The sequence below is a fragment of the Microvirga calopogonii genome (genome assembly GCF_003347665.1).
Lineage (GTDB): Bacteria > Pseudomonadota > Alphaproteobacteria > Rhizobiales > Beijerinckiaceae > Microvirga > Microvirga calopogonii.
This window is the reverse complement of record NZ_QDGA01000037.1, coordinates 1-22106: the sequence shown is the minus strand read 5'-3', so window position 1 is coordinate 22106 and position 22106 is coordinate 1. Positions and strand designations below refer to the sequence as shown.

Below are 22106 nucleotides of genomic sequence, written 5' to 3'. Positions count from 1 at the left end.
TCTTCGAATAAGCCTTGTTTTTCAACGAAAAGCTTTGTTGACGGAAGACATGACTGATGGCGAGATGACGCAGGGTGAATAATACGATGTGATGAGATGACAATAGCTTAATAAACTTAACCGAAGGTAAGGTAATACTGAAAGGCTCGAGCATCCTCAGGTCACGCGGCCTAGCATGGTGGCTGTGCCATGTTCCCGTCCGGGCCTTCTGTTGAAGGGCCAATTTGCGCCCTGCCGGCCTGCTGGATAGACGAGCGTTTCCGCCGATATGTCCTGCATGATAGAGAACTTGCGTGCCGGGGATCGAAACACCCACAATGCTCCACCGCTCTGTCAGCTGCCGCGCAGCATTGGTTCTGCTGTCGTGCCTGACGCTCTTCTCCGCGGGTGCGCAGGCTCAGACAAGGCCTGTTCGAGTCGCCTCCCTCAACCTTTGCACCGACCAGCTTCTTCTGGCTCTGGCCGACCGGAGCCAGATCTTGTCTGTCAGCCGTCTCGCCGCGGACATGTCTCTCTCGTTTCTGGCCGGAAAGGCCGCTGGGGTGTCCCGGAGCGACGGCGGCGCCGAGGCCGTCCTCTTCGCCAATCCTGATCTCGTGCTGACGGGCACCTACGGCCAGCAGGAGCAGGTCGCCCTCTTGAGGCGGCAGGGGCTGGAGGTTCTGACCTTCGGGCCCTGGACGAGCCTGGAGGACGGGCGCGGGCAGATCCGCGCCTTGGCCCGAAGGCTCGGGCATCCGGAGCGCGGCGAGGACTTGATCGCTCAGATCGACGCAAGCTTGGATCGGGTGAAGGCCATTGTTCCAAGGGGCCCCAGCATCCTCGTCTATGAGCGAGGCGGTTGGGTCATGGGAGCCCGGTCGTTACTCGGCGAGATCCTGGTCCATATGGGTTTCAGGCTGCATCAGGAGGCGCTGGGGCTGACTCACGGCGGCGTGGCGAGGCTCGAGGCCCTTGTAACGACGCCACCGGATTTCATGCTTGTCGATGAGGCGTCGAGCCAGGCGGTCGACAACGGCACGGCGCTTTTCGCTCACCCGGCCCTGACTAAGGCGTTACCCTCCAACCGGCGCCTGGCGCTTCCCGGCCGGCTCACCATCTGCGGCGGCCCCTCGACGCCCGCCGCCATCGATGCCTTGGGCGCCGAGGTGCGGGCCAGGATCCGGTGACCGACGGCGTTATTCCAGCCTCAGCTGCAGGGGAGGGGCCGGCTTGAGCAGGATCGGGCAGCCGGCCGCGACGAAGACAACGGCCTCGCAGGCCTCCGCGATTCTCTGGTTGAGGCGGCCCTGCTCGTCACGGAACCGCCGTCCCAAAGGCGTCGCGGGCACGATGCTCTGACCGACCTCGTTCGACACGAGGATCAGCGGCCCTCCCGCGTCCTGAACGGCCTGAACCAGCCGGTCAGCCTCATGGATCGGGTCGCGCTCGGCCAGGATGATGTTGGACAGCCACAGGGTCAGGCAATCGACCAGCACGGCTCGCCCGGGTGCGGTCTGCGTCCGCACGGCTTCCACGAGATCGAGGGGTGCGTCGACCGTTCGCCACGATCCGTCGCGCTCGGTGCGATGCTGCGCGATCCGCTCGCGCATTTCCTCGTCATAGGCCTGGGCCGTAGCGATGTAGGTCCGCTCCGTGGACGTGCTCTCGGCGAGCTGCAGCGCGGTGCGGCTTTTTCCGGAGCGGGCTCCGCCCAGGACCAGGACGCGGCGATAGGTGGACATGGTCGATCAGGCGGTCAGGCGGTTGAGCGGCAGGACCATATGAACGCACAAGCCTTCCGGACGCCAGTCCCGATCGAGCGTGCCGCCGAGCTGCCCCGTGATGCTTCGCTGCGACAGCTGGGTGCCGAACCCTTCAAAGGTCGGGGGTGTCTCGATGCGGGGGCCGCCGGTCTCGGTCCAGTGAAAATCGACATTCTCATCCTGCAAGCTCCACCGGATGGCCAATACGCCCTCCTGGCAGGACAGGCAGCCGTATTTGGCGGCGTTCGTCGCGAGTTCGTGCAGGACGAGGGCAAGGCTCGTGGTCGTGTTGGACCCGACGAGAACGCTCGGTCCCTCGATGGTGATCTTGTTCTGGCCGGCCTGCCGGTAGGGTTCCAGAACCGCCTCGATCAGCCGCGCAAGCTCCACGTCCGAACCTTTGCCCGGCTCACCTGCCGTGACGGGCTGCACCAGTTCGTGGGCCCGCGACAGGGCACTCAGGCGCCCGCGCAGGGCATTGGCCATGTCCTTCGTGTCCTTCGCCGTGCGGGCGGTCATCGAGACCATGCCGTTGGCGATGGCAAACAGGTTCTTCACCCGGTGGTTGAGCTCCCGTGTCAGAAGCTTTTGGGCCTCCTCTAGAGCGTGATGTTCCGTAATGTCGCTGACGACGCCACAAATGCTGATGGCACGACGATTCTTGTCCTCGTTCGCGTAAACGGCCTGTCCATGCGAGCGGAACCAGCGAAGTTTCCCATCGGGTAGGATGGCGCGATACTCGTTGTCGTACTTGCCGTCGGATCCGGAGGCAGCCGCTGCTGCGATCCGCTCTTTGACGCCTTCCACATCCTCCGGGTGGATCATTGCCCAGGCGTCTTCCAGGGTCATGCTGTAAAATCCGTTGTGGGGAATGTGGTAGAGAGCGCATGAGCCCTCGTCCCAGGTGATTAGCTGCTTTTCCAGGTCGATCTGCCATGTCCCGAGATCGGCGGCCTCCAGAGCAAGGCGGTACTGGCTCTCGAGCATGCGGATGGTCTCGTCGGCCTTCTTCTGGGCATTGATGTTGGTGCTCGTGCCGAACCAGCGGGTGATCTTTCCCGTCAGGTCCTGGATCGGAATGGCCCGGGTGAGAAACCATTCGTAGTCGCCAGCAGCCGTCCTGACACGGTACTCCCGTTCATAATCCTGCCCGGCTTCCAGGGATCTGTGCCAATGCTGCAGGACTTCAGGCAGGTCGTCGGGGTGAATGGCCGCTTCCCAGCCGTTCCCAAAAAGCTGCTCGCTGGAAAGCCCTGTGAACTCACGCCACCGGCGATTCACGTAATCAACAGATCCATCGGGGCGGGACGACCAGACGAGTTGAGGCAGCGACTCCGCCAGAACAGCAAATTGCGTTTCCGTTTCCTTGAAATCCACTCAAAACTCCTGAGGACCGACCCTGCAGCCAAGTCTCCGATGCAGCGGAACCATTGTTGTAGGCCTTTTTCGGGGCTGACAACCCACATCGGTCGTCCGCAGCGATTTCTCCGGCGAAAGCGTAGCGCCAGCCTGTCGAAACCGATGCGCTCTTCAAAAGGTGGAGCATCGGATGGATCCCGAAAGTGCATTTCACTTTTGGGTCCGATGATCTAAAAGGCGGCCGACGTCTGGCGGTTCCTTCGGCCAGAGCATAGATGCAGGACAGCCCTCGTACCCGATGCGATCTTTTCCACGCTGAGGCTGATAGACCGTTTTCATGAATGATTTGAGCCCCCGCCCGGCGCCCCAGCCGGAGATGTCCTCTGCCGAAGCCCTTCATCCGAAGGAGCGCCGTTCCCGCCGGTTCGCCTGGATCGGGATGGCGGCGAGCATTCTCCTGTTCGGTGCTTCGCTGGTCGTTCTCTGGCACATCGTATCGGAAATCGATGTCAACGAGCTGAAAGCGGCCTTCACGGCCGCAAGCCTGCGCCAGATCGGGCTCGCGGTCCTCCTCACCGCCATCAGCTACAGCCTGTTGACCTGCTACGATGCCATTGCCCTGCGGCAGCTCAAGCTGCAGATCCCCTATCGGACGACCGCGCTCGCCTCCTTCACGAGTTACGCGGTGAGCTTCACGCTCGGGTTTCCCCTGCTGACGGCCGGCACGGTCCGCTACTGGATCTATTCCCCCAAGGGCGTCAGCCCGGGACGGGTGGCGAGCCTCACCGTGATCGCCGGTGTGACCTTCTGGCTCGGCATGGCGCTCGTCCTCGCCTTGAGCCTGATCAGCAAGGCTGACGAGCTGGCAAGCCTCGTCTACACCCATATCTGGATGAACCAGCTGGCGGGCCTGGGCGCGGCGATCTTCGTCATCGGCTATATGGTCTGGGTCTCGATCAAGCGCCGCGCCGTGAGGATCCAGGGCTGGAAGCTGGAACTGCCGGGCTTTCGCCTGTCCCTGGCCCAGATCCTGATCGGCGCCGGCGACGTCTGCGCCGGCGCAGGGGTTCTCTTCGTATTGCTGCCCGGGGGCCACAATCTCAGTTTCGAGACCTTTCTGGCGGTCTACATCTTCGCCGTCATGCTCGGCGTGGCGAGCCATGCACCGGGCGGGCTCGGGGTCTTCGAGGCCACCATTCTTCTGGCCCTGTCGAACTATCCCCGGGAGCAGGTCCTGGGAGCGCTGCTCCTCTACCGCCTTTGCTATTACCTCATCCCCTTCGTGATCGCCCTTGCGATCCTCGGGGCCTACGAGATCCGCAATCGCATCCGGGCCGCCCGGCTGTCCTTCAAGCCGGATGACGAGGAACTTGCGGGCGAGGTCGAACTCGGCGGGAGATGACACCTGGGCCTGCCTCTCCTAAAGAAGGTAGACCGCGCCTCCGAGACACCCCCCATGAGCGATCCCGACGACCTCTCGCCGGACACCCTCCGACAGGGAGCCTCTGCCATCCGTGACGTCGCCCTGCGCGGGACGGTCGTGACCTGTTTCGTGCTGGTCCTCGTTTCACTGGTGCGGGGCCAAGGGGACGGATGGCTCCTGGTCTGGGCCGCGGTTGCCGTTCTCGCGGGATTTCTCGTCGCCGCCCCCAAGCGCAGTCTCGGGCTCGGAACCAGGATCACCCTGACGCCGAAGGCGAATTCCCGCTCCAGCGTGGCCGAGGCGGTTCTGGCCCAGATCCCCGATCCGGTCATTCTGGTGGATCAGCGGGCCGTGGTGATCGAGGCGAACCGGGCCGCCTACGATCTTCTGGCGGGCCTGAAGGCCGGACACCCCCTGTCCTTTGCCCTGCGTACCCCGGACGTGCTCGACGGCATCCAGGAGGTGCTGGACAGCGGCCAGGCCCTCAAGGTCGAGTATTCGGAGCGCATCCCGACGGAGCGGACCTTCGAGGTCCATATCGGCCCCCTGCAGGCGGACGTCGCGGATGCGGAGGTGAAGGCGGGCGTCGTCCTGTTCTTCCGCGATCTCACATCGGCCCGGCGGCTGGAGGCCATGCGGGCCGATTTCGTCGCCAATGCGAGCCATGAGCTGCGCACGCCCCTGGCCTCGCTTCTGGGATTCGTCGAAACTCTTCAGGGGCCCGCCCGCGACGATGCCAAGGCCAGGGAGAGATTCCTCGACATCATGAAGGGCCAGGCGCAGCGCATGAAGCGCCTGATCGACGATCTCCTGTCCCTGTCCCGCATCGAGATGCGCGCCCACCTGTCGCCCACCCAGACCCTCGATCTCGCCTCCATCGCCTCACAGATGGTCGAAACCCTCTCGCCCTTGGCGCAGGAAAGGGGCGTGGCCATCCGGGCGACTCTGCCGGACCGGCCCGTCCTCGTCCTCGGCGACCGGGACGAGCTCCTGCGCGTGGCGGAGAACCTGATCGAGAACGCGGTGAAATACGGCGAGAGCGGCGGGAGGGTGGATGTGGAGGTCGTCCGGACCGGAGAGCCGGTGCCGCAGGTCGCCTTCTCGGTGAAGGATTATGGCCCGGGCATCGGGCCCGAGCACCTGCCGCGCCTGACCGAGCGGTTCTACCGGGTCGACGTGGTGCAGAGCCGGGACAAGGGCGGAACCGGTCTCGGGCTCGCCATCGTCAAGCACATCGTCAACCGCCATCGCGCCCAGCTCGACATCGCCAGCGAGCCGGGGCAGGGCGCCCGCTTCACGGTCCGGTTCCCGGAGGCGGGGCCTCGCTCGTAGCGGGCAGTTTCTCCCCTCCCAAGGGATCCTTTGGGGGTGTCATTTAATTGTCATCCAACTGTCGTAGAGGAGACATCCGTCGGGCCTAGCAGTCCCATCGCGTGACGCGGCCCAGGCATTGGGCGCATCGTGCGGAAAAGTGGAAACCGGTTTTCCGCATCGGCGATGCGCCGGTAAAGCTGGAGCATCGGATGGCTCCCAAAAGTGCAATCCACTTTTGGGTCCGATGCTCGGGCTGCCTGTCGCGCTTATGAACAGGAGACTTACCGTGAAGATTTTGTCCTACGCCATTGCGGCCGGCCTTGCCGTCGCGAGCCTTACGACCACGGCATCTGCGGCCGACATCACCGGCGCAGGCGCGACCTTCCCGTTCCCGGTCTATTCGAAGTGGGCTGAAGCCTACAAGAAGGAGACGGGCAACGGCATGAACTACCAGTCGATCGGTTCCGGCGGTGGCATCAAGCAGATCCAGGCCAAGACGGTCGATTTCGGCGCCACCGACGCCCCGATGAAGGGCGCGGACCTCGACAAGAACGGTCTTCTGCAGTTCCCGACCGTGATGGGCGCCGTCGTTCCCGTCGTGAATATTCAGGGCGTTCAATCCGGTCAGATCAAGCTGACGGGACAGGTCCTGGCCGACATCTTCCAGGGCAAGATCGCCAAGTGGAACGATCCCAAGATCGCCCAGCTGAACGCCGGCGTGAATCTGCCCAACGCCAACATCACCCCGGTCTATCGCTCGGACTCCTCGGGCACGACCAGCGTGTTCACCACCTACCTGTCCCAGGTTTCCGACGCCTGGAAGGGCGAGCTCGGCGCCGGCACCACGGTCAATTGGCCGATCGGTCAAGGCGGCAAGGGCAACGAGGGCGTCGCCGCGACGGTGAAGCAGGTTCCGAACTCGATCGGCTACGTCGAGTACGCCTATGCCAAGCAGAACAACATTCCCTACACCCTGCTCCAGAACAAGGCCGGCAAGTATCCGCAGCCCGAGATCAAGTCGTTCCAAGCCGCTGCCGCCAGCGCCGACTGGTCGTCGGCTCCCGGCTTCGGCATCTCGCTGACCAACCAGGCCGGCGAAGAAGCTTGGCCGATCACGAACCCCACCTTCATCCTGGTCTACAAGACGGCCGAGAAGCCGGAGCAGACCGCCGAGGTGCTGAAGTTCTTCGACTGGTCCTTCAAGAACGGCGACAAGCTCGCCTCCGACCTGGACTACGTCCCGCTGCCGGACAACGTCGTCGAGCAGATCCGCTCGACCTGGTCGAAGGACATCAAGACCAGCGCCGGTGAGCCCGTCTACAAGATGTAAGCTGGTCCCTGATCTGTTGATGGAGTAAGGCGGATGGCTGTTATGTCTGATGAGATCCTTGTGTCGAGCAACATGCAGTCCATCCGCCGCCGTTCTTCACCTGTCTTCGATCGAGGCTTTCGCTGGGCGAGCTACGGCTCGGCCCTGATCGTTCTTGCGGTCCTGGCCGGCATCATCGGAACGATGATTTATGGAGGCTGGCCCGCCTTCCAGGAGTTCGGCGTCGGGTTCATCACGTCCAGCATCTGGAACGTGGGAGGCGAGCAGTTCGGCGCCTGGGTCGCCATCACCGGCACGTTGACGTCGGCCCTGATCGCTCTCGTGATCGGCGTGCCGATCTCCATCGGGATCGCGATCTTCCTCACGCAGCTCTGCCCGCCGTGGCTCCGGCGTCCGGTCTCGACCGTCATCGAGCTGCTGGCTGCCGTTCCCAGCATCATCTACGGTATGTGGGGCCTTTTCGTCTTCGCTCCGCTCTTCGCCAACTACGTGCAGATTCCCCTCACGACGATCGTGGAGGGCATGCCGATCCTCGGGACCGTTCTCTATGCGCGCGTGCCGTCCGGCGTCGGCATGCTGACGGCGGGGATCATTCTGGCAATCATGATCATTCCCTTCATCGCGTCGATCACACGCGACATGCTGGACCAGATCCCCAGCATTCTTCGTGAGAGCGCCTACGGCATCGGCTGCACCACCTGGGAAGTGGTGCGTTACGTCCTGCTCCCCCAGGCGGGTGTCAGCATCATCGGAGCCGTCATGCTCGGCCTGGGACGTGCTCTGGGCGAGACGATGGCGGTGACCTTCGTGATCGGAAACGCGAACCGCCTGTCCTTGTCGCTCTTCGATCCAAGTTCGACGATCGCATCCCGTATCGCGAACGAGTTCAACGAAGCATCGGGCATGCACATGAGTGCCCTGCTGGCTCTCGGCTGCATTCTGTTCGTGGTCACGTTCATTGTTCTTGCTCTCGCGCGTCTTCTGATCGCCCGCGTCAAGACTCCTTGAGAGGTGAAGGATGGATACCGCCGTCTATAACCAGGCCCCGACCGCGGCACCCGCGCCCTGGGGTCGCGTGCGCCGCAGCCGCTATCTGGCCGACCGCGTGCTCAAGGTCGCCTGCACCCTGTTCACCCTGCTGGGGGCCTTCGTTCTCGGTTGGATCCTGCTGATGCTTCTCTATGAGGGCATCGGTGGTCTCTCGCCCGCAGTGTTCACGGAGACGACCCCGGGTCCTGGGACACAGGGAGGCGGCATCGCCAACGCCATCGTCGGCAGTCTCGTGCTCACCACGCTCGGAATCGTGGTGGCGACGCCCATCGGCGTGCTCGCCGGGACCTATCTGGCCGAATACGGCAAGGGCTCGGTTCTGGCGACGGTCATCCGCTTCGTGAACGATATTCTGCTCGCTGCGCCCAGCATCCTCATCGGTCTCTTCGTCTACATCCTCATGGTGCAGCCGATGGGCGGCTACTCGGGCTGGGCCGGTGGCGTCGCCTTAGCGATCATCGCCATTCCGGTCATCGTCCGCTCGACGGAGGACATGCTCCGCCTCGTGCCGGGATCGCTGCGAGAAGCCGGTGCGGCTCTTGGCGCTCCCATGTCCAAAGTGATCATGAAGATCAGCTGGAAGGCGGCACGCGCCGGCATGGTGACGGGCGTGATTCTGGCGACCGCGCGTATCGCGGGTGAGACCGCGCCGCTGCTCTTCACGGCCCTCAACAACAACTTCTGGTTCAGCCCGACCCTGATGGGCGGCGTCTCGAACCTGCCCGTTACGATTTATCAGTTTGCGCTCGCGCCTTACGAGAACTGGCGTGAACTCGCCTGGGCCGGCGCCCTCATCATCACCATGTCGATCCTGGCGCTGTCCATCGTGGCGCGCCTGCTCCTGAAGAAGGATAAAGTCCGATGAGCACGATTGCCCTCAACACGAGCAGCGCCATCGGCAACGCGGCCGCTGCGGACACGGGCGCGCCGGTTCGCATCGCCGTCAAGAACCTCAATTTCTACTACGGCGATTTCCGCAGCCTGAAGGACATATCGATCGACTTCTACGACCGGCAGGTGACGGCCCTCATCGGCCCGTCCGGCTGCGGGAAGTCGACGCTGCTGCGCACCTTCAACCGCATCTACAGCCTGTACCCGGAACAACGCGCCGACGGCCAGATCCTGCTCGATGGGCAGAACGTGCTCTCATCCAACATCGATGTGAACGAGCTGCGCGCCCGTGTCGGCATGGTGTTCCAGAAGCCGACGCCGTTCCCCATGTCGATCTACGACAACATCGCGTTCGGAATTAAACTCTATGAGAAGCTGCCGAAATCCGAACTCGACGGGCGTGTCGAGGAGGCCCTGCGCAAGGCGGCTCTGTGGGACGAGGCGAAGGACAAGCTGCGCCAGTCGGGCATGGGCCTGTCGGGCGGTCAGCAGCAGCGCCTGTGCATCGCGCGCACCATCGCGCAGAGGCCGGAGGTGATCCTGCTCGATGAGCCGACCTCGGCGCTCGATCCGATCTCGACGGGCAAGATCGAGGAGCTGATCGAACAACTGCGCTCGGAATTCACCATCGTGATCGTCACGCACAACATGCAGCAGGCGGCGCGCATCTCGCAGTTCACGGCATTCATGTATCTCGGCGAGCTCATCGAGTTCGGGCCTACGACCAAGATGTTCATGAACCCGACCAAGAAACAAACTCAGGATTACATCACGGGCCGCTTCGGCTGACCGAAGCGCTTCAAGGGAGGCCTATCCCATGGCGGAGCATATCGTCAGCTCCTACGACAACGACCTGCAGGGTCTCCGGCAGCGCATCTCCGAGATGGGCGGCATCGCCGAGAAGATGCTGGTCGATTCCATCGTGGCCCTTGTGCGCCACGACAAGGCGCTCGCTCAGGTGGTCGTGACCTCCGACAAGCGCCTCGACATGCTGCAGCGCGAGGTGGAAGAGAACGCCATCCTCACCATTGCCCGGCGCCAGCCGCTTGCGGTCGATCTGCGCGAGACCATCTCGGCGATCCGCATCTCCGGCGACGTCGAACGCATTGGCGACATGGCGAAGAACATCGGCAAGCGGGCGCTCGCCATCGGCGACGATTTCCAGCCGCAGAAGATCGTCGTCGGCCTCCAGCACATGAGCGATCTCGTGCTCGGGCAGCTCAAGGACGTGCTCGACGCCTATGCGCAGAAGGATACCGCGAAGGCGCTCGACGTGTGGAAGCGGGACGGCGCCATCGACGCGCTCTACACCTCTCTGTTCCGCGAGCTTCTCACCTACATGATGGAAGATCCGCGCAACATCTCGTTCTGCACGCATCTTCTCTTCTGCGCCAAGAACATCGAGCGCATCGGCGACCACACCACCAACATCGCCGAGACGGTCCATTATCTCGTCACCGGCGAGACGCTGGCCATCGACCGGCCCAAGAACGACCGCTCCATCGACGCGACGGTCGCACCCGGAGCATGACCATGGGACCTCGCGTTCTGATCGTCGAGGACGAAGAACCCTTGATGCTGCTCCTGCGCTACAACCTCGAAGCCGAAGGCTACGAGGTCGACAGCGTCTCGCGCGGCGACGAAGCGGAAATCCGCCTGCGCGAGCAGGTTCCCGATATCGTGCTGCTCGACTGGATGCTGCCCGGCCTGTCCGGAATCGAGCTCTGCCGCCGCATCCGTGCCCGTACGGAAACCGAGCGTCTGCCGGTGATCATGCTCACGGCGCGGGGCGAGGAGGGCGACCGCATCCGCGGTCTGTCGACCGGTGCCGACGATTACATCGTCAAGCCGTTCTCGGTGCCTGAGCTGCTGGCGCGGGTCCGCGCGCTCCTTCGCCGGGCGAAGCCCGCACATATCGCGACCCTTCTCCGCGCTGGTGATATCGAACTCGACCGCGAGACCCATCGCGTCCGTCGTGCCGGGCAGGAGCTGCATCTCGGGCCGACGGAGTTCCGTCTCCTCGAATTCCTGATGCAGAGCCCCGGCCGCGTCTTTTCCCGCGAGCATCTGCTCAATGCCGTCTGGGGCCATGACGTCTATATCGACGAGCGCACCGTGGACGTGCACGTGGGCCGCCTGCGCAAGGCCATCAACCTGCCGCGCCGGCCTGACCCGATCCGCACCGTGCGTGGTGCCGGCTATTCCTTCGACGAGACCTTCGCCCGCGAGGAGCAGGCGGTGAACGCCTGAAGCGTCTTGAAGTGCGATCCTTCGGATCCGTACCGGTTGCTCGAGGGCGCGTATAACCTCTCCATGTCATGGCCGGGCTTGTCCCGGCCATCTCGATACGGGAGGTGCTGCGCCTCAATCAGTCGGGAGATCACCGGCACAAGGCCGGTGATGACGTGAGAGAGGAATGTGAAAAGGGCCGCGCTGAGGTCGATCAGCGCGGCCCTTTTCTCGTTGAAAGAGTTCGATTTTAAGCGCGCGCCAGCTTCCGTTCGCGCTTGCGGTCGGCCACCGGTTGGTAGGCGATGCGAGCGTGGTGGGTGCAATAGGGCAGGCCCGTGATCGAGCGGGCGCCGCAGAAGCGGAACTCCGGTTTCGTCGGGTCGCCCATGGGCCAGCGGCACATGGACTCGCGCAGGTCCATGATGGTCACGCGCTCGGACATCGGAATGGCAATGTCGTCCTCGACGAAGGCCACGGGCTCCTCGGCCACCGGCTGCAGCGGGATCGGGGCCAGCACCACGTTGTTGTTGTGCGGCTGCGGCGCAATCGGGGTCGGGGGGCTCGGCGCGCGGGTCGCCTTGCGCGGGCGCGCGGCGACGGAAGCGGCAGGCTTCGCATCCTTGGCGCGGCCGGACAGGCCGAGGCGGTGAACCTTGCCGATCACCGCATTGCGGGTGACGTTGCCAAGCTCGGCGGCGATCTGGCTCGCGCTCAAACCATCGGTCCAGAGCTTCTTGAGAAGCTCAACCCGCTCATCCGTCCAAGTTCCGCCCGCATCCATCATTTTTAAACTCGCCTCCATCGTGAGGGGCTTTCAGGCTCAGAATCCCAGATGCCTCGCGGACAGGTTTTGATGTCCGACCGCGTTGCGAGGGTCGCTCCTGAGGGTGAATGCCGCCGCACGAATGCTGTACTCGACTGACCTGAAGTTACAGGATGGGTGGACTCCGGCGCAAGAGTCCCTGAACAGGCCATGTCGTTTTCCCCAAGGAACTCGCCCCAGGCAAAAATTCCTTGTGATGGGTGACTTCATTTCTCTTGAATTGACAGGGTCTCGCACCTCGTTAGAATCCCCGCCGTGCCGCCCCCGCTGGGGCGGCGCTTTCTTTTTCGGGCCCGGGTGCGACCTTGGGCCTCTCTAGGCGGAGACAACCCGTGACATCGCCCTTGCTGCCGACTTTTGCCCGTGCCGAGCTTTCCTTCGAGAAGGGAGAGGGTCCCTGGCTCTACGGCCGAGATGGCGAGCGATATCTGGATTTCGGCGCCGGCATTGCGGTGAACGCCCTGGGCCACGCGCACCCGCATCTGGTGAAGGCCCTGTCCGAGCAGGCCTCCAAGATCTGGCACAGCTCCAACCTGTTCCAGATCCCGGAGGGCGAGCGCCTCGCCCAGCGCCTCGTCGACAACACCTTCGCGGATTTCGTCTTCTTCGCCAATTCCGGCGCCGAGGCGAACGAGGCTGCCATCAAGATGGCCCGCCGCTATCATTACGTGAACGGCAACCCCGAGCGCTTCCACATCGTCACCTTCGAGGGCGCCTTCCATGGACGCACCCTCGGCACCATCGCGGCCGGCGGACAGGCCAAGTACCTCGAGGGCTTCGGTCCCAAGGTGCAGGGCTTCGACCAGGTGCCCGTCGAGGACCTAGAAGCCCTGAAGGCCGTCATCGGCCCGCAGACGGCGGCGCTGATGATCGAGCCGATCCAGGGCGAGGGCGGGGTCAGGAGCGTGTCGCCCGCCTTCCTGCGCGAGCTGCGCGCCCTGTGCGACAGCCAGGGACTGCTCCTGATCTTCGACGAGATCCAGACCGGCGTCGGCCGCACCGGCAAGCTTTTCGCCTATGAATGGAGCGGCGTGACGCCCGACATCATGACGGTCGCCAAGGGCATCGGCGGCGGCTTTCCGCTGGGCGCCTGCCTCGCCACGGCGGAGGCTGGCAAGGGGCTGACGCTCGGCACCCACGGGACGACCTTCGGCGGCAATCCGCTCGCCATGGCGGTCGGCAACGCCGTGCTCGACGTCATCCTGGAACCCGGCTTCCTGGAGAGCGTCGAACGCAAGGGCCTGCTGCTCAAGCAGCGCCTTGCCGAGCTGAAGGACCGCCATCCGAACGTCATCGCCGAGGTGAGGGGGCAGGGACTCATGATGGGCCTGCGCACCGTCGTTCCCAACACGGAATTCGTCAACGCCGCCCGCGAACAGAAGCTCATCGTGATCGGGGCCGGCGACAATGTCGTCCGGCTCCTGCCGCCGCTGATCATCACGGAAGCCGATCTCGGGGAAGCCATCGATCGTCTGGATGCCGCCTGCACGGCCATCGAAGCTGAGCAGAAGAACGCCTCTCAGCCGGGAGCAATTCAATGAAGACCCGCCATTTTCTCGATCTCAGCGACTTTTCCGGCGCGGAGATCCGGCACCTCCTGAATATCGGTCTGGAGATCAAGTCCAAGCGCCGCCGGGGCGAGAAGCCCAAGGACCGCCCGCTCGAAGGCAAGGTCCTGGCGATGGTGTTCGACAAGCCGTCCACCCGCACCCGCGTCTCCTTCGATGTCGGCATGCGCGAGCTTGGCGGCGAGACCCTGATGCTCACGGGCAAGGAGATGCAGCTCGGCCGCGGCGAGAGCATCGCCGATACGGCGCGCGTGCTCTCCCGCTACGTGGATGCCATCATGATCCGCACCCTGGACCATGCCATGGTGACGGAGCTCGCCCAGTACGCCTCGATCCCGGTGATCAACGGCCTGACCAAGACGACGCATCCGTGCCAGATCATGGCCGACATCATGACCTTCGAGGAGCATCGCGGCTCCATCGAAGGCCGGACGATCGCCTGGACGGGCGATGCCAACAACGTGCTGGCCTCCTGGGTCCATGCGGCGGCGCGTCTTGATTTCACGCTTAAGATCGCATCTCCGCCGGAACTTGCTCCGCGCCCGGAGCTTTTGTCCTGGGCGAAACAGGAAGGGGCCAAGATCAGCGTGACCACCGATGCCTTCGAGGCCGCCGAGGGCGCCCACGCGGTCATCACCGATTGCTGGGTGTCCATGGGCGACGACGACGAGTTCCGCCGTCAGAACCTGCTCAAGCCCTACCAGATCAACGGCAGGCTCATGGGCGTGGCCGACAAGGACGCGATCTTCATGCATTGCCTCCCCGCCCATCGCGGCGAAGAGGTGACGGATGAGGTCATGGACGGTCCGCAATCTGTGGTCTTCGACGAGGCCGAGAACCGGCTTCATGCACAGAAGGGCATCCTGGCGTGGTGCCTCGGAGCAGCAAACGCATGAGTTCAGCTTCGCTTGAAGGAAACGACGACGTCGTCCTGCCGTTCGCGGTCGAGCCTCTCGATGTGCGCGGACGCGTGGTCCGTCTCGGAGCCTCCATCGACACCATCCTGGCCCGTCACGGTTATCCCGACCGGGTGGCCCGCGTCATCGGCGAGGCGGCGGCATTGACGGTTATGCTCGGCGCGTCCCTCAAGCTCGAGGGGCGCTTCCAGCTACAGACGAAGACCGACGGCATCATCGACATGGTGGTGGTCGATTTCAATGCACCGGATCGCCTGCGCGCCACGGCCCGCTTCGACAAGGACAGGCTTGAAGCGCTCGGAGCCACGTCGCCGGGAACGGGCGAACTCCTCGGGTCCGGCTATCTCGCCATGACCATCGATCAGGGTTCCGAGCGCAGCCGCTATCAGGGCGTCGTCGCTCTCGAAGGCCAGGGCTTCGAGGAAGCCGCACATCAGTATTTCCGCCAGTCCGAACAGATCCCGACGCAGGTTCGCCTCGCCGTCGCCGAGCAGTTCGAGGAGGGCCGCCATACCTATCGCGCCGGCGGCCTGATGATCCAGTTCCTGCCTTCCTCGTCGGAGCGCCTGCGGCAGGCGGATCTTCATCCGGGCGACATCCCGGAGGGCCATCCCTCGAACGATCTGACTGCGCCCTCCGAAGACGATGCCTGGCTCGAAGCCAAGTCCCTGGTCGGCACGATTGAGGATCACGAACTGGTCGACCCGACTGTTTCCAGCGAGACGCTTCTCTATCGTCTTTTCCATGAGCGCGGCGTGCGCGTCTTCGAAGGTCAGCACGTGCACGAGGAATGCACCTGCTCGCACGAGCGCATCATGGGAATGATGCGTCGCTTCTCGGCGGAAGATCGTCGCGACATGGTCGGCGACAACGGCCGCATCGGCATCACGTGCGAGTTCTGCTCGCGCTTCTACGATCTCGATCCGGCGGATGTGGAAGCCGAGATCGCCAGGTCGGAAGCATAAAGGCAGTGCACGGAGCTGTCGTCATCACCGGCCTTGTGCCGGTGGTCCCGATCTGAAAGCGCAGAGCCTCACCTTATCGAGATGGCCGGGACGAGCCCGGCCATGACGTGAGGTATTATTCAAGAACTTGCGCACGTCGCTGCGAGCCGGCGCATGAAAGCCAGTCCCGCGTCGAGCTGCTCCAGCGTGATGTACTCGTCCGGCTGATGCGCCTGGTTGATCGAGCCGGGGCCGCACACGACGGTGGGAATGCCCGCCGCCTGATAATGGCCTGCTTCCGTGCCGAAGGGCACCGTCTGCGTGTGGTTCTTGCCTGCGATGCGAAGCGCCAGGACTTCCGCAGCCGAACCCGGATCGGGCGCGAGGCCCGGCACGTCGGCGTGGAGAACGGTCTCGATCCGTCCGAACTCGCCGAAGCGGTTGAGGCGCTTCAAGGCCACCTCCTCGACGAAGCGGTTGAGACGGTCGGGGATCTCCTGCGGGTCGAGGCTCGGCAGGCCCCGGAACTCCCAATGGAAGGTGCAGCTCTTCGAGAGGATGTTGCGCGCCGTGCCGCCCGCAATCGTGCCCACATGTACGGTCGTGTAGGGCGGATCGAAGCGCCCGCTCGAGTCGCCGCGCTCGATCATCTCGTCGCCGATGCGGTTCAGCTCCGCGATCAGTTCGGCGGCCGTCATGACGGCGCTGGCGCCGAGATAGGGTTTCGACGAATGCGCCTCGAAACCGTGCACCGTGGTGGAGAAGGTCACGACGCTTTTGTGTGCGTCAACAACCTCCAGCATCGTCGGCTCGCCGACGATGGCGGCCTTCGGCAACGGCAGATCGTGCCCGAGGCGGCGGATGGTGTCGACGACGCCGAGGCAGGTCGTCTCCTCGTCGTAGGAAAGCATGATGTGGATCGGCGTCGTCAGATTGGCGGCCAGAAACTCCGGCACCATCGCAAGCGCCAGCGCATCGAAGGCCTTCATGTCCACGGCGCCGCGTCCGTAGGCGCGCCCGTTCTCCACGCGAAGGGTGAAGGGGTCGGAGGTCCAGGACTGGCCGGTCACCGGCACCACGTCCGTATGGCCGGACAGCACGATCCCGCCCCGATCCTGCGGGCCGATGGTGGCATAGAGCGCAGCCTTCTCACCCGTGTCGTCGAGCACGCGCACGTAAGGCACGTCCCAGCTCCGCAGATAACTTTCGACGAATTCGATCAGGGGCAGGTTCGACTTCGAACTCACGGTATCGAACGAAACCAGCTTCGCCAGCAAATCGAGCGGCGTGAGCCGCTGGCCTTGGGAGGGCATGAGGTCCTCGGGTGGTTGTGTCAGGTCCATGTGACCCGGAACGGCAACGGTGTTAGTCGCCACGGGATCCAGCGTCAATTTTCCAACGGGAAATTCGCGCATGGCGAGTGCCTAGCCAGCTCAGGGTTGCAATAGGAAAATTGCTCATGTAACGAAATAACAAACAAAGGATTGACCATGACCAGCACGCCCGACAGCGCACTCACGGCACTCGCCAACGGCTCCTATCTCTCGGTATGGACCCTGGATTCAAATGCCATATGGGGCCAGATCAGCAAGGCCCGGACCCCGGGAATAGGCCAAGTTTTTTCGATTGCTCCCGCGAAGGGGTCGACAGTGTCGCATCTCTCGGCGACAGAACTCAGCGATGGGCGCTTCGTTGTCGTATGGGAAGAGACTGACGGTTCGGGCAAGCACACGATCCAGGCCCGACTCTTTGGGCGAGATGCGGTGCCGGCTTCAAATGTCTTTGAAATCGGGGCTAGCTCGGCAAATCGAACCTCGCCAAATGTCATTGCAGATCGCGTGGGTGGTTTCTCCGTCGTCGCGACCGATGGCGCAAGCGTGTCGAGAGTCGGTGTCGATGCTTCCGGGGTACAATCCGCTCCGAAACTGTTGATGGACGAGGGTCTTAATCCCTCCGTAACCGTCCTGCAGGACGGCAGCGTCATAACGGTTGCAGCTGTTGCCGCCGACGGAGGCGGGTATGAGATTGCCGGCGTCGCGCAAGGACCCGATGGCCAGATCACGATGTCCAAGATTCTTGCCATCCGGCACGAGCCATGGGTTCCCCACCCGACCGTGGCGGGATTGGCCAATGGCGCGTTCGTGGTGTCATGGGAAGGTGAGGTGAATGGGAAGCAGGCCGCCATTTTCCAGAGCTACCGGAGCGGTGGCATCATTATCGGCACTGCGTCCGATTTTACCCCCACTTCCGTAGCCCAGGCATACGATCATCCTGTTCTGCAAGCGTTGCCGGGCGGCGGGTACGCCTATGCTTTTACCCACGGCACGGCGAGCAATATGAGCGTGTTTCTAGGCTTTGCGCGCAATGAATATGCTTCCCTGTCTGCCGATGAAGCCGACGCCGCAGCGCTTGGCACTCAGTTCGATCCTTCTCTCGCCGTGTTGCGGGATGGACGCCACATCCTCACATGGATCGAACAGAGTAATTCAAGCTCTTTGCTGAGAACGCTGGTTCTGGACGAGCGCACGACAGCCGTGAGCGTCACCGGAACCAACGCTGATGATGATTATCTTGGAACGAAATATGGCGACACGCTGTCCGGGGGCGCTGGCAACGATTATCTCGATGGCAACGGCGGCAGTGATGCCATCGACGGGGGAGCGGGCGCCGACACCATGGTTGGTGGCGGCGATTTCTGGACCACCAGCAACACGACTTATTATGTCGACAACGCTCTGGATAAATGCATCGAAGCTGCGGATGGAGGTACTGATAGGGTCGTGACGTCCGTCAGCTGGACACTCGGGAATTATATCGAGAATCTGACGGCGACGGGCTCCGATGCACTCGCTCTTACCGGCAATAGTTTGGCGAACATTATTGTCGGAAACAGTGGCAACAACATCATCAAGGGCGGAGCTGGCAATGATGTGCTCAATGGCGGCGGCGGAAGCGACACTTTCGTGTTCAATACCAAACCGAGCAAGACCAACTTGGACAAGATCACGGACTTCGACGTGAAGGACGACTCGATCTGGCTCGACAACAAGGTCTTCACCAAACTTGGTAAGAAGGGCTCCGAGACCAATCCCGCGAAGCTGAACAAGTCGTTCTTCAAGATCAGCGACAAGGCCCAGGACAAAGACGACTACCTGACCTACAACAAGAAAACCGGTGTCCTGTCCTACGATGCCGATGGTTCGGGCTCCAAGTACAAAGCAGTCGAGATCGCTACCCTCAAGAAGGGGCTCAAAATGACTGCTGCCGACTTCTTCATTATTTGACGGGGAGTTGTGGCGTAGACAAAAGCCAAACGGCTTTTGTCTACGCTTGGTATCCGTGAGCCTAATGCAGCACGCGCTTGGCGCGGGGAATGTCGAGTGAGAAGGCGGGGATTTCGGCGTTGAAGGTTTCGCCGGTGGCGGTCTCCATCAGATAGGTGCCCTGCATGGTGCCGCTCGGCGTCGGCAATGGGCAGCCGCTCGTATAGCTGAAGCTCTCGCCGGGCCCCAGGACGGGCTCCTCCCCGACGACGCCCGCGCCGCGCACCTCCTGCACGAGGCCGTGCTCGTCGGTGATCGTCCAGTGACGGGCACGGAGCTGGACCCGCTCCGGGCTGGTGTTGATGATCTCGACCGTATAGGCGAAGAAGTAGCGGCCCTGCTCGGGCGAGGATTCTTCGGGCATGTAGCGGGGCGTCACCGTCACGGAGATGCCGCGGGTCACAGCTTTGTACATGAGCCTGCCTCACGCCGGTCGAAGAGTTCCATGGGCCCGTGGTACGGCGGCCTTCGGGTCCCGTCAATCGAGCGAGCGGGGAGGGGTTTCCTTGTTCGTGGCACGTCCCGGGCGTGAAAGCGATTGAGAATTCCGGAACAAGCCTTACAGATACTGTCAGGCTCAACAACTCAATGAGGGCTATGCCCCTCGGAAGACAGACATGGTTGCGTTGAAGGACGGGATACAATCGGCTGATGCCATCATGCGCCTTGCCGAGGCGGGAGCCATCAAACCGGAGACTCCCTTTGCCTCCGACCAGATCCAGCCGGCCAGTCTCGATCTGCGGCTCGGGCGCCGCGCCTACCGGGTCCGCGCCAGCTTCCTGCCGGGTCGCAACCATACGGTTCGGGACCGGCTCGACCAGTTGAGTTTCCATGAGATCGATCTCGCCAAAGGGGCGATCCTGGAGACCGGCAGCGTCTATATCGCAGAACTGCAGGAAGAACTGGCTCTGCCGGAGGACCTGTCGGCCGCCGCCAATCCCAAGAGCTCCACAGGCCGCATCGATGTGTTCACCCGGGTCATCACCGACCGCAGCCAGGAGTTCGACACCATCGGGACCGGCTATCACGGACGTCTCTACGCCGAAATCTCCCCGCGCACCTTCCCCGTCCTGGTGCGAACCGGCACGCGCCTGTCGCAGCTGCGCCTGCGCAAGGGCGATGTGCGCCTGAGCGACGCCGAACTCCTGTCGGTCCATGAGCGGGAACGGGTCGTGACCTCCGCCGAGCCGTCCATCCAGGATGGCGTCGCCGTGAGCGTGGACCTGTCGGGCTTCGGCCCCGACAACCTCATCGGTTACCGCGCCAAGCGCCATACCGGCCTCGTCGACGTGGACAAGCCCGGTTCCTGCCGCGTCGCGGATTTCTGGGAGCCGCTCTATGCGGATTCCAGCCGGACCCTGATCCTGGATCCGGGGCAGTTCTATATCCTGGCTTCCAAAGAGGCCGTGCACGTGCCGCCGGATTATGCGGCCGAGATGGTGCCCTTCGACCCCCTCGTGGGGGAATTTCGGGTCCATTACGCGGGCTTCTTCGATCCGGGTTTCGGCCATGCGGGGGCAGGAGGGGAGGGGGCCCGCGCGGTCCTCGAGGTGCGCTCCCGCGACGTTCCCTTCATTCTCGAAGACGGGCAGATCGTCGGGCGCCTCGTCTACGAGCGCATGGCCGAGCGGCCGAGAGTGCTCTACGGCTCAGGCGCAGGATCGAACTATCAGGCTCAAGGGCTGAAGCTCTCGAAGCATTTCCGCTGACCATCCCAGAACTCTTGTCCTTTCGGCCAGCTGCGAATGGTGCGCCGGCCTAGAAAAGGAGCGTCGGCCTAAAGCGCGGGTCCACCTTTAGGCCGATGCTTCAGTGCTGGCTTGGAGCTGTTTTCAGCCAAGCGGAAACGGCTCTCTTCGTTGGGGCGAACTTTTGAACGGCGAGCCGGATCCACTGCGCCGAAAAGCGCTCTAGTGGTGAGCTGGCCGCTTCTTGCGGGAATTGTGATGCTGCTTGACGCTGCCGGTGCTCTGAGGGATGCCAAGCACACCCTTGACCCCGCCAACAACACCGCCGGTGACGCCGCCAACCGCGCCCCCGACGGCTCCGCCGACCGGACCGGCGGCACGGTTGCCGACGGCAGCTCCCTGTTCGGCACCGCGCACGATTCCTTGCGCCTGAACGGCAGCAGGGACGGAAAGAACGGTGAGGCCAATCGCGGCGAACAAAATACGTGCTTTCATCGGGTTTGCTCCTCTCTTCGGAGAAATCAAACCCAATGGACGAGGTAAGTTCCTTACAGAGCTTCCATCGCACCAGCCGAATAACGCACTTGTCTTCGGGGAGAGCCTGGAGAGGTAGTCCCGCGGCACGTCCTCAATCGGCATGATCGCCCGGCCATCGCACCGTGCCATGATCAGAAAAGCCTACTCGCGTCATGCGGGAACCGATCCGGGGTAAGGATCACAAGAAGGCGTTTGACGTCGACACTGCCACCTTGCTAAAAACGACAGTGTACAGGCGGCACACCGAGCCCTCGGCCAGAACGCTGGAGGCTCTAAGTGCTTGAAATGCTTAGTACGCGCGGGTGTAGTTCAGAGGTAGAACGTCAGCTTCCCAAGCTGAATGTCGTGGGTTCGATTCCCATCGCCCGCTCCAACTTTCTTTAAGCACGCATCCGGATAGAAACCTGTTCCTCAAGGAGGGCAGGGCTCCTCATTCCGCGCCGGCGCGTTGGTCTTAACGGTAGGGTTCTCACGCTCCGGCAGGACGTTTGGCATCGATCGGTCATCCGGCTATTGACAAACGGGATTGGACTGGACATATCGGCAGCCCCGCCGGACGGCTGGTTCGGGCGGGCTTCAAGCACGAGCGACGCGGGCCGGGGCGGGATCGTTGGATCCGGCCGCTGGGTCGGGTCGGGATTGCGGATCCTGCGGGATCCCGATCGGCGCCACGAGCCGGGGCGGCCAGTATCTGGCCAGGTTCCAGGGCTCCTCTGACGACACTGGGAAGCATTCGGCTGGCATCGGCTGGTCCGGATGATGATCACGCGGAGGCGAATACGCTTCTGCGAGCGATGAAGCTTGTCCGAATACTATGGACGACGGCGGCGGCGCCGGTTTCGAGAGAAAATCTTCGAAACAGGTGTTGACCTTCGGCAGGGGTTCGGGTAGATCCTCTGCATCGGCGGCGGGGTTCTTCGGGCCTGGCCGCCTTGGACCTTCGAGGCCTGGCGCTCCTTCGG

The 22106-nt window shown here is 63.2% G+C and carries 20 protein-coding genes and 1 tRNA gene; 15 read left to right on the top strand and 6 right to left on the bottom strand.

All coding sequences use genetic code 11. The features are described 5' to 3' along the window. Positions 1-350 precede the first annotated feature (350 nt). Complete coding sequence (locus DDF70_RS21805) at positions 351-1169, top strand: ABC transporter substrate-binding protein (protein ID WP_245435597.1); 819 nt, start codon at positions 351-353, stop codon at positions 1167-1169. A gap of 9 nt (positions 1170-1178) precedes the next feature. Here the strand turns inward: DDF70_RS21805 and cobU are convergent, their stop codons facing one another. Then, positions 1179-1724 (bottom strand): bifunctional adenosylcobinamide kinase/adenosylcobinamide-phosphate guanylyltransferase, encoded by a 546-nt coding sequence (cobU, locus tag DDF70_RS21800; RefSeq protein ID WP_114946924.1) that lies wholly within the window; start codon positions 1722-1724, stop codon positions 1179-1181. A 6-nt stretch (positions 1725-1730) separates the two neighbouring features. Beyond that, positions 1731-3122 carry a sensor histidine kinase gene (locus tag DDF70_RS21795; RefSeq protein WP_114946923.1) on the bottom strand — a complete coding sequence of 464 codons (1392 nt, stop codon included), beginning with the start codon at positions 3120-3122 and terminating at the stop codon, positions 1731-1733. Positions 3123-3441: 319 nt separating this feature from the next. Between DDF70_RS21795 and DDF70_RS21790 the strand changes: the two genes are divergently transcribed. The 8 genes from DDF70_RS21790 (at position 3442) to phoB (ending at position 11362) form a co-directional block, all read left to right on the top strand. Next, complete coding sequence (locus tag DDF70_RS21790; protein WP_114946922.1) at positions 3442-4506, top strand: lysylphosphatidylglycerol synthase domain-containing protein; 1065 nt, start codon at positions 3442-3444, stop codon at positions 4504-4506. A gap of 54 nt (positions 4507-4560) precedes the next feature. Continuing rightward, positions 4561-5859, top strand: a complete 1299-nt coding sequence (locus tag DDF70_RS21785; protein WP_114946921.1) for an ATP-binding protein — start codon at positions 4561-4563, stop codon at positions 5857-5859. 268 nt (positions 5860-6127) lie between these two features. After that, complete coding sequence (pstS, locus tag DDF70_RS21780; protein ID WP_114946920.1) at positions 6128-7171, top strand: phosphate ABC transporter substrate-binding protein PstS; 1044 nt, start codon at positions 6128-6130, stop codon at positions 7169-7171. A gap of 72 nt (positions 7172-7243) precedes the next feature. Then, complete coding sequence (gene pstC, locus DDF70_RS21775) at positions 7244-8179, top strand: phosphate ABC transporter permease subunit PstC (protein ID WP_425374101.1); 936 nt, start codon at positions 7244-7246, stop codon at positions 8177-8179. A gap of 10 nt (positions 8180-8189) precedes the next feature. Next, entirely contained in the window at positions 8190-9086 is an 897-nt protein-coding gene (gene pstA, locus DDF70_RS21770) for a phosphate ABC transporter permease PstA (protein ID WP_114946918.1), read from the top strand. After that, a complete protein-coding gene (gene pstB / locus DDF70_RS21765) occupies positions 9083-9901 on the top strand; it encodes a phosphate ABC transporter ATP-binding protein PstB (RefSeq protein ID WP_114946917.1) in 819 nt (272 codons plus the stop codon). Before pstA ends, pstB begins: the two co-directional genes overlap by 4 nt. 28 nt (positions 9902-9929) lie before the next feature. Further along, a complete protein-coding gene (gene phoU, locus DDF70_RS21760; RefSeq protein ID WP_114946916.1) occupies positions 9930-10643 on the top strand; it encodes a phosphate signaling complex protein PhoU in 714 nt (237 codons plus the stop codon). Between the two features lie 2 nt (positions 10644-10645). After that, positions 10646-11362: a phosphate regulon transcriptional regulator PhoB gene (gene phoB / locus DDF70_RS21755; RefSeq protein WP_009763523.1), complete on the top strand. Its 717-nt coding sequence runs from the start codon at positions 10646-10648 to the stop codon at positions 11360-11362. 229 nt (positions 11363-11591) lie between these two features. Here the strand turns inward: phoB and DDF70_RS21750 are convergent, their stop codons facing one another. After that, a complete protein-coding gene (locus DDF70_RS21750; RefSeq protein WP_114946915.1) occupies positions 11592-12128 on the bottom strand; it encodes a GcrA family cell cycle regulator in 537 nt (178 codons plus the stop codon). A 371-nt stretch (positions 12129-12499) separates the two neighbouring features. On the opposite strand from DDF70_RS21750, the gene DDF70_RS21745 reads away from it, so the two are divergent. From DDF70_RS21745 to DDF70_RS21735, 3 genes are read left to right on the top strand one after another with little or no spacing between them, the layout of a single operon-like run. Continuing rightward, a complete protein-coding gene (locus tag DDF70_RS21745; RefSeq protein WP_114946914.1) occupies positions 12500-13708 on the top strand; it encodes an aspartate aminotransferase family protein in 1209 nt (402 codons plus the stop codon). Then, a complete protein-coding gene (argF, locus tag DDF70_RS21740) occupies positions 13705-14631 on the top strand; it encodes an ornithine carbamoyltransferase (RefSeq protein WP_114946913.1) in 927 nt (308 codons plus the stop codon). Before DDF70_RS21745 ends, argF begins: the two co-directional genes overlap by 4 nt. Beyond that, positions 14628-15617, top strand: coding sequence for an Hsp33 family molecular chaperone (locus DDF70_RS21735; RefSeq protein ID WP_114946912.1), 990 nt, complete (start codon positions 14628-14630; stop codon positions 15615-15617). Before argF ends, DDF70_RS21735 begins: the two co-directional genes overlap by 4 nt. A gap of 119 nt (positions 15618-15736) precedes the next feature. Here the strand turns inward: DDF70_RS21735 and argE are convergent, their stop codons facing one another. Next, positions 15737-16909, bottom strand: a complete 1173-nt coding sequence (gene argE / locus DDF70_RS21730; protein ID WP_114946948.1) for an acetylornithine deacetylase — start codon at positions 16907-16909, stop codon at positions 15737-15739. A gap of 177 nt (positions 16910-17086) precedes the next feature. Here argE and DDF70_RS36795 point away from each other — a divergent pair, with 177 nt between their 5' ends. Then, the gene (locus DDF70_RS36795) at positions 17087-18880 is read left to right on the top strand and encodes a calcium-binding protein (protein WP_162820565.1); all 1794 of its coding nucleotides are present in this window, start codon (positions 17087-17089) and stop codon (positions 18878-18880) included. Between the two features lie 61 nt (positions 18881-18941). On the opposite strand, the gene apaG is transcribed toward DDF70_RS36795, so the two are convergent. After that, positions 18942-19334 (bottom strand): Co2+/Mg2+ efflux protein ApaG, encoded by a 393-nt coding sequence (apaG, locus tag DDF70_RS21710; RefSeq protein ID WP_114946908.1) that lies wholly within the window; start codon positions 19332-19334, stop codon positions 18942-18944. A gap of 202 nt (positions 19335-19536) precedes the next feature. Between apaG and DDF70_RS21705 the strand changes: the two genes are divergently transcribed. Beyond that, positions 19537-20628, top strand: coding sequence for a 2'-deoxycytidine 5'-triphosphate deaminase (locus tag DDF70_RS21705; protein WP_114946907.1), 1092 nt, complete (start codon positions 19537-19539; stop codon positions 20626-20628). A 201-nt stretch (positions 20629-20829) separates the two neighbouring features. Here the strand turns inward: DDF70_RS21705 and DDF70_RS21700 are convergent, their stop codons facing one another. Next, positions 20830-21102 (bottom strand): hypothetical protein, encoded by a 273-nt coding sequence (locus tag DDF70_RS21700; protein ID WP_114946906.1) that lies wholly within the window; start codon positions 21100-21102, stop codon positions 20830-20832. Between the two features lie 340 nt (positions 21103-21442). Between DDF70_RS21700 and DDF70_RS21695 the strand changes: the two genes are divergently transcribed. Continuing rightward, positions 21443-21517: transfer RNA gene (locus tag DDF70_RS21695), tRNA-Gly, on the top strand. Positions 21518-22106 lie beyond the last annotated feature (589 nt).

What these genes read in the sequence shown, in the direction of transcription:
- apaG (WP_114946908.1), bottom strand. Translation starts at nt 19,334, where the DNA reads ATGTACAAAGCTGTGACCCGCGGCATCTCCGTGACGGTGACGCCCCGC.
- DDF70_RS21735 (WP_114946912.1), top strand. Translation starts at nt 14,628, where the DNA reads ATGAGTTCAGCTTCGCTTGAAGGAAACGACGACGTCGTCCTGCCGTTC.
- DDF70_RS36795 (WP_162820565.1), top strand. Translation starts at nt 17,087, where the DNA reads ATGACCAGCACGCCCGACAGCGCACTCACGGCACTCGCCAACGGCTCC.
- DDF70_RS21705 (WP_114946907.1), top strand. Translation starts at nt 19,537, where the DNA reads ATGGTTGCGTTGAAGGACGGGATACAATCGGCTGATGCCATCATGCGC.
- phoU (WP_114946916.1), top strand. Translation starts at nt 9,930, where the DNA reads ATGGCGGAGCATATCGTCAGCTCCTACGACAACGACCTGCAGGGTCTC.
- DDF70_RS21700 (WP_114946906.1), bottom strand. Translation starts at nt 21,102, where the DNA reads ATGAAAGCACGTATTTTGTTCGCCGCGATTGGCCTCACCGTTCTTTCC.
- argF (WP_114946913.1), top strand. Translation starts at nt 13,705, where the DNA reads ATGAAGACCCGCCATTTTCTCGATCTCAGCGACTTTTCCGGCGCGGAG.
- pstC (WP_425374101.1), top strand. Translation starts at nt 7,244, where the DNA reads ATGCAGTCCATCCGCCGCCGTTCTTCACCTGTCTTCGATCGAGGCTTT.
- pstB (WP_114946917.1), top strand. Translation starts at nt 9,083, where the DNA reads ATGAGCACGATTGCCCTCAACACGAGCAGCGCCATCGGCAACGCGGCC.
- cobU (WP_114946924.1), bottom strand. Translation starts at nt 1,724, where the DNA reads ATGTCCACCTATCGCCGCGTCCTGGTCCTGGGCGGAGCCCGCTCCGGA.
- pstA (WP_114946918.1), top strand. Translation starts at nt 8,190, where the DNA reads ATGGATACCGCCGTCTATAACCAGGCCCCGACCGCGGCACCCGCGCCC.
- argE (WP_114946948.1), bottom strand. Translation starts at nt 16,909, where the DNA reads ATGCCCTCCCAAGGCCAGCGGCTCACGCCGCTCGATTTGCTGGCGAAG.
- DDF70_RS21750 (WP_114946915.1), bottom strand. Translation starts at nt 12,128, where the DNA reads ATGATGGATGCGGGCGGAACTTGGACGGATGAGCGGGTTGAGCTTCTC.
- phoB (WP_009763523.1), top strand. Translation starts at nt 10,646, where the DNA reads ATGGGACCTCGCGTTCTGATCGTCGAGGACGAAGAACCCTTGATGCTG.
- DDF70_RS21785 (WP_114946921.1), top strand. Translation starts at nt 4,561, where the DNA reads ATGAGCGATCCCGACGACCTCTCGCCGGACACCCTCCGACAGGGAGCC.
- DDF70_RS21790 (WP_114946922.1), top strand. Translation starts at nt 3,442, where the DNA reads ATGAATGATTTGAGCCCCCGCCCGGCGCCCCAGCCGGAGATGTCCTCT.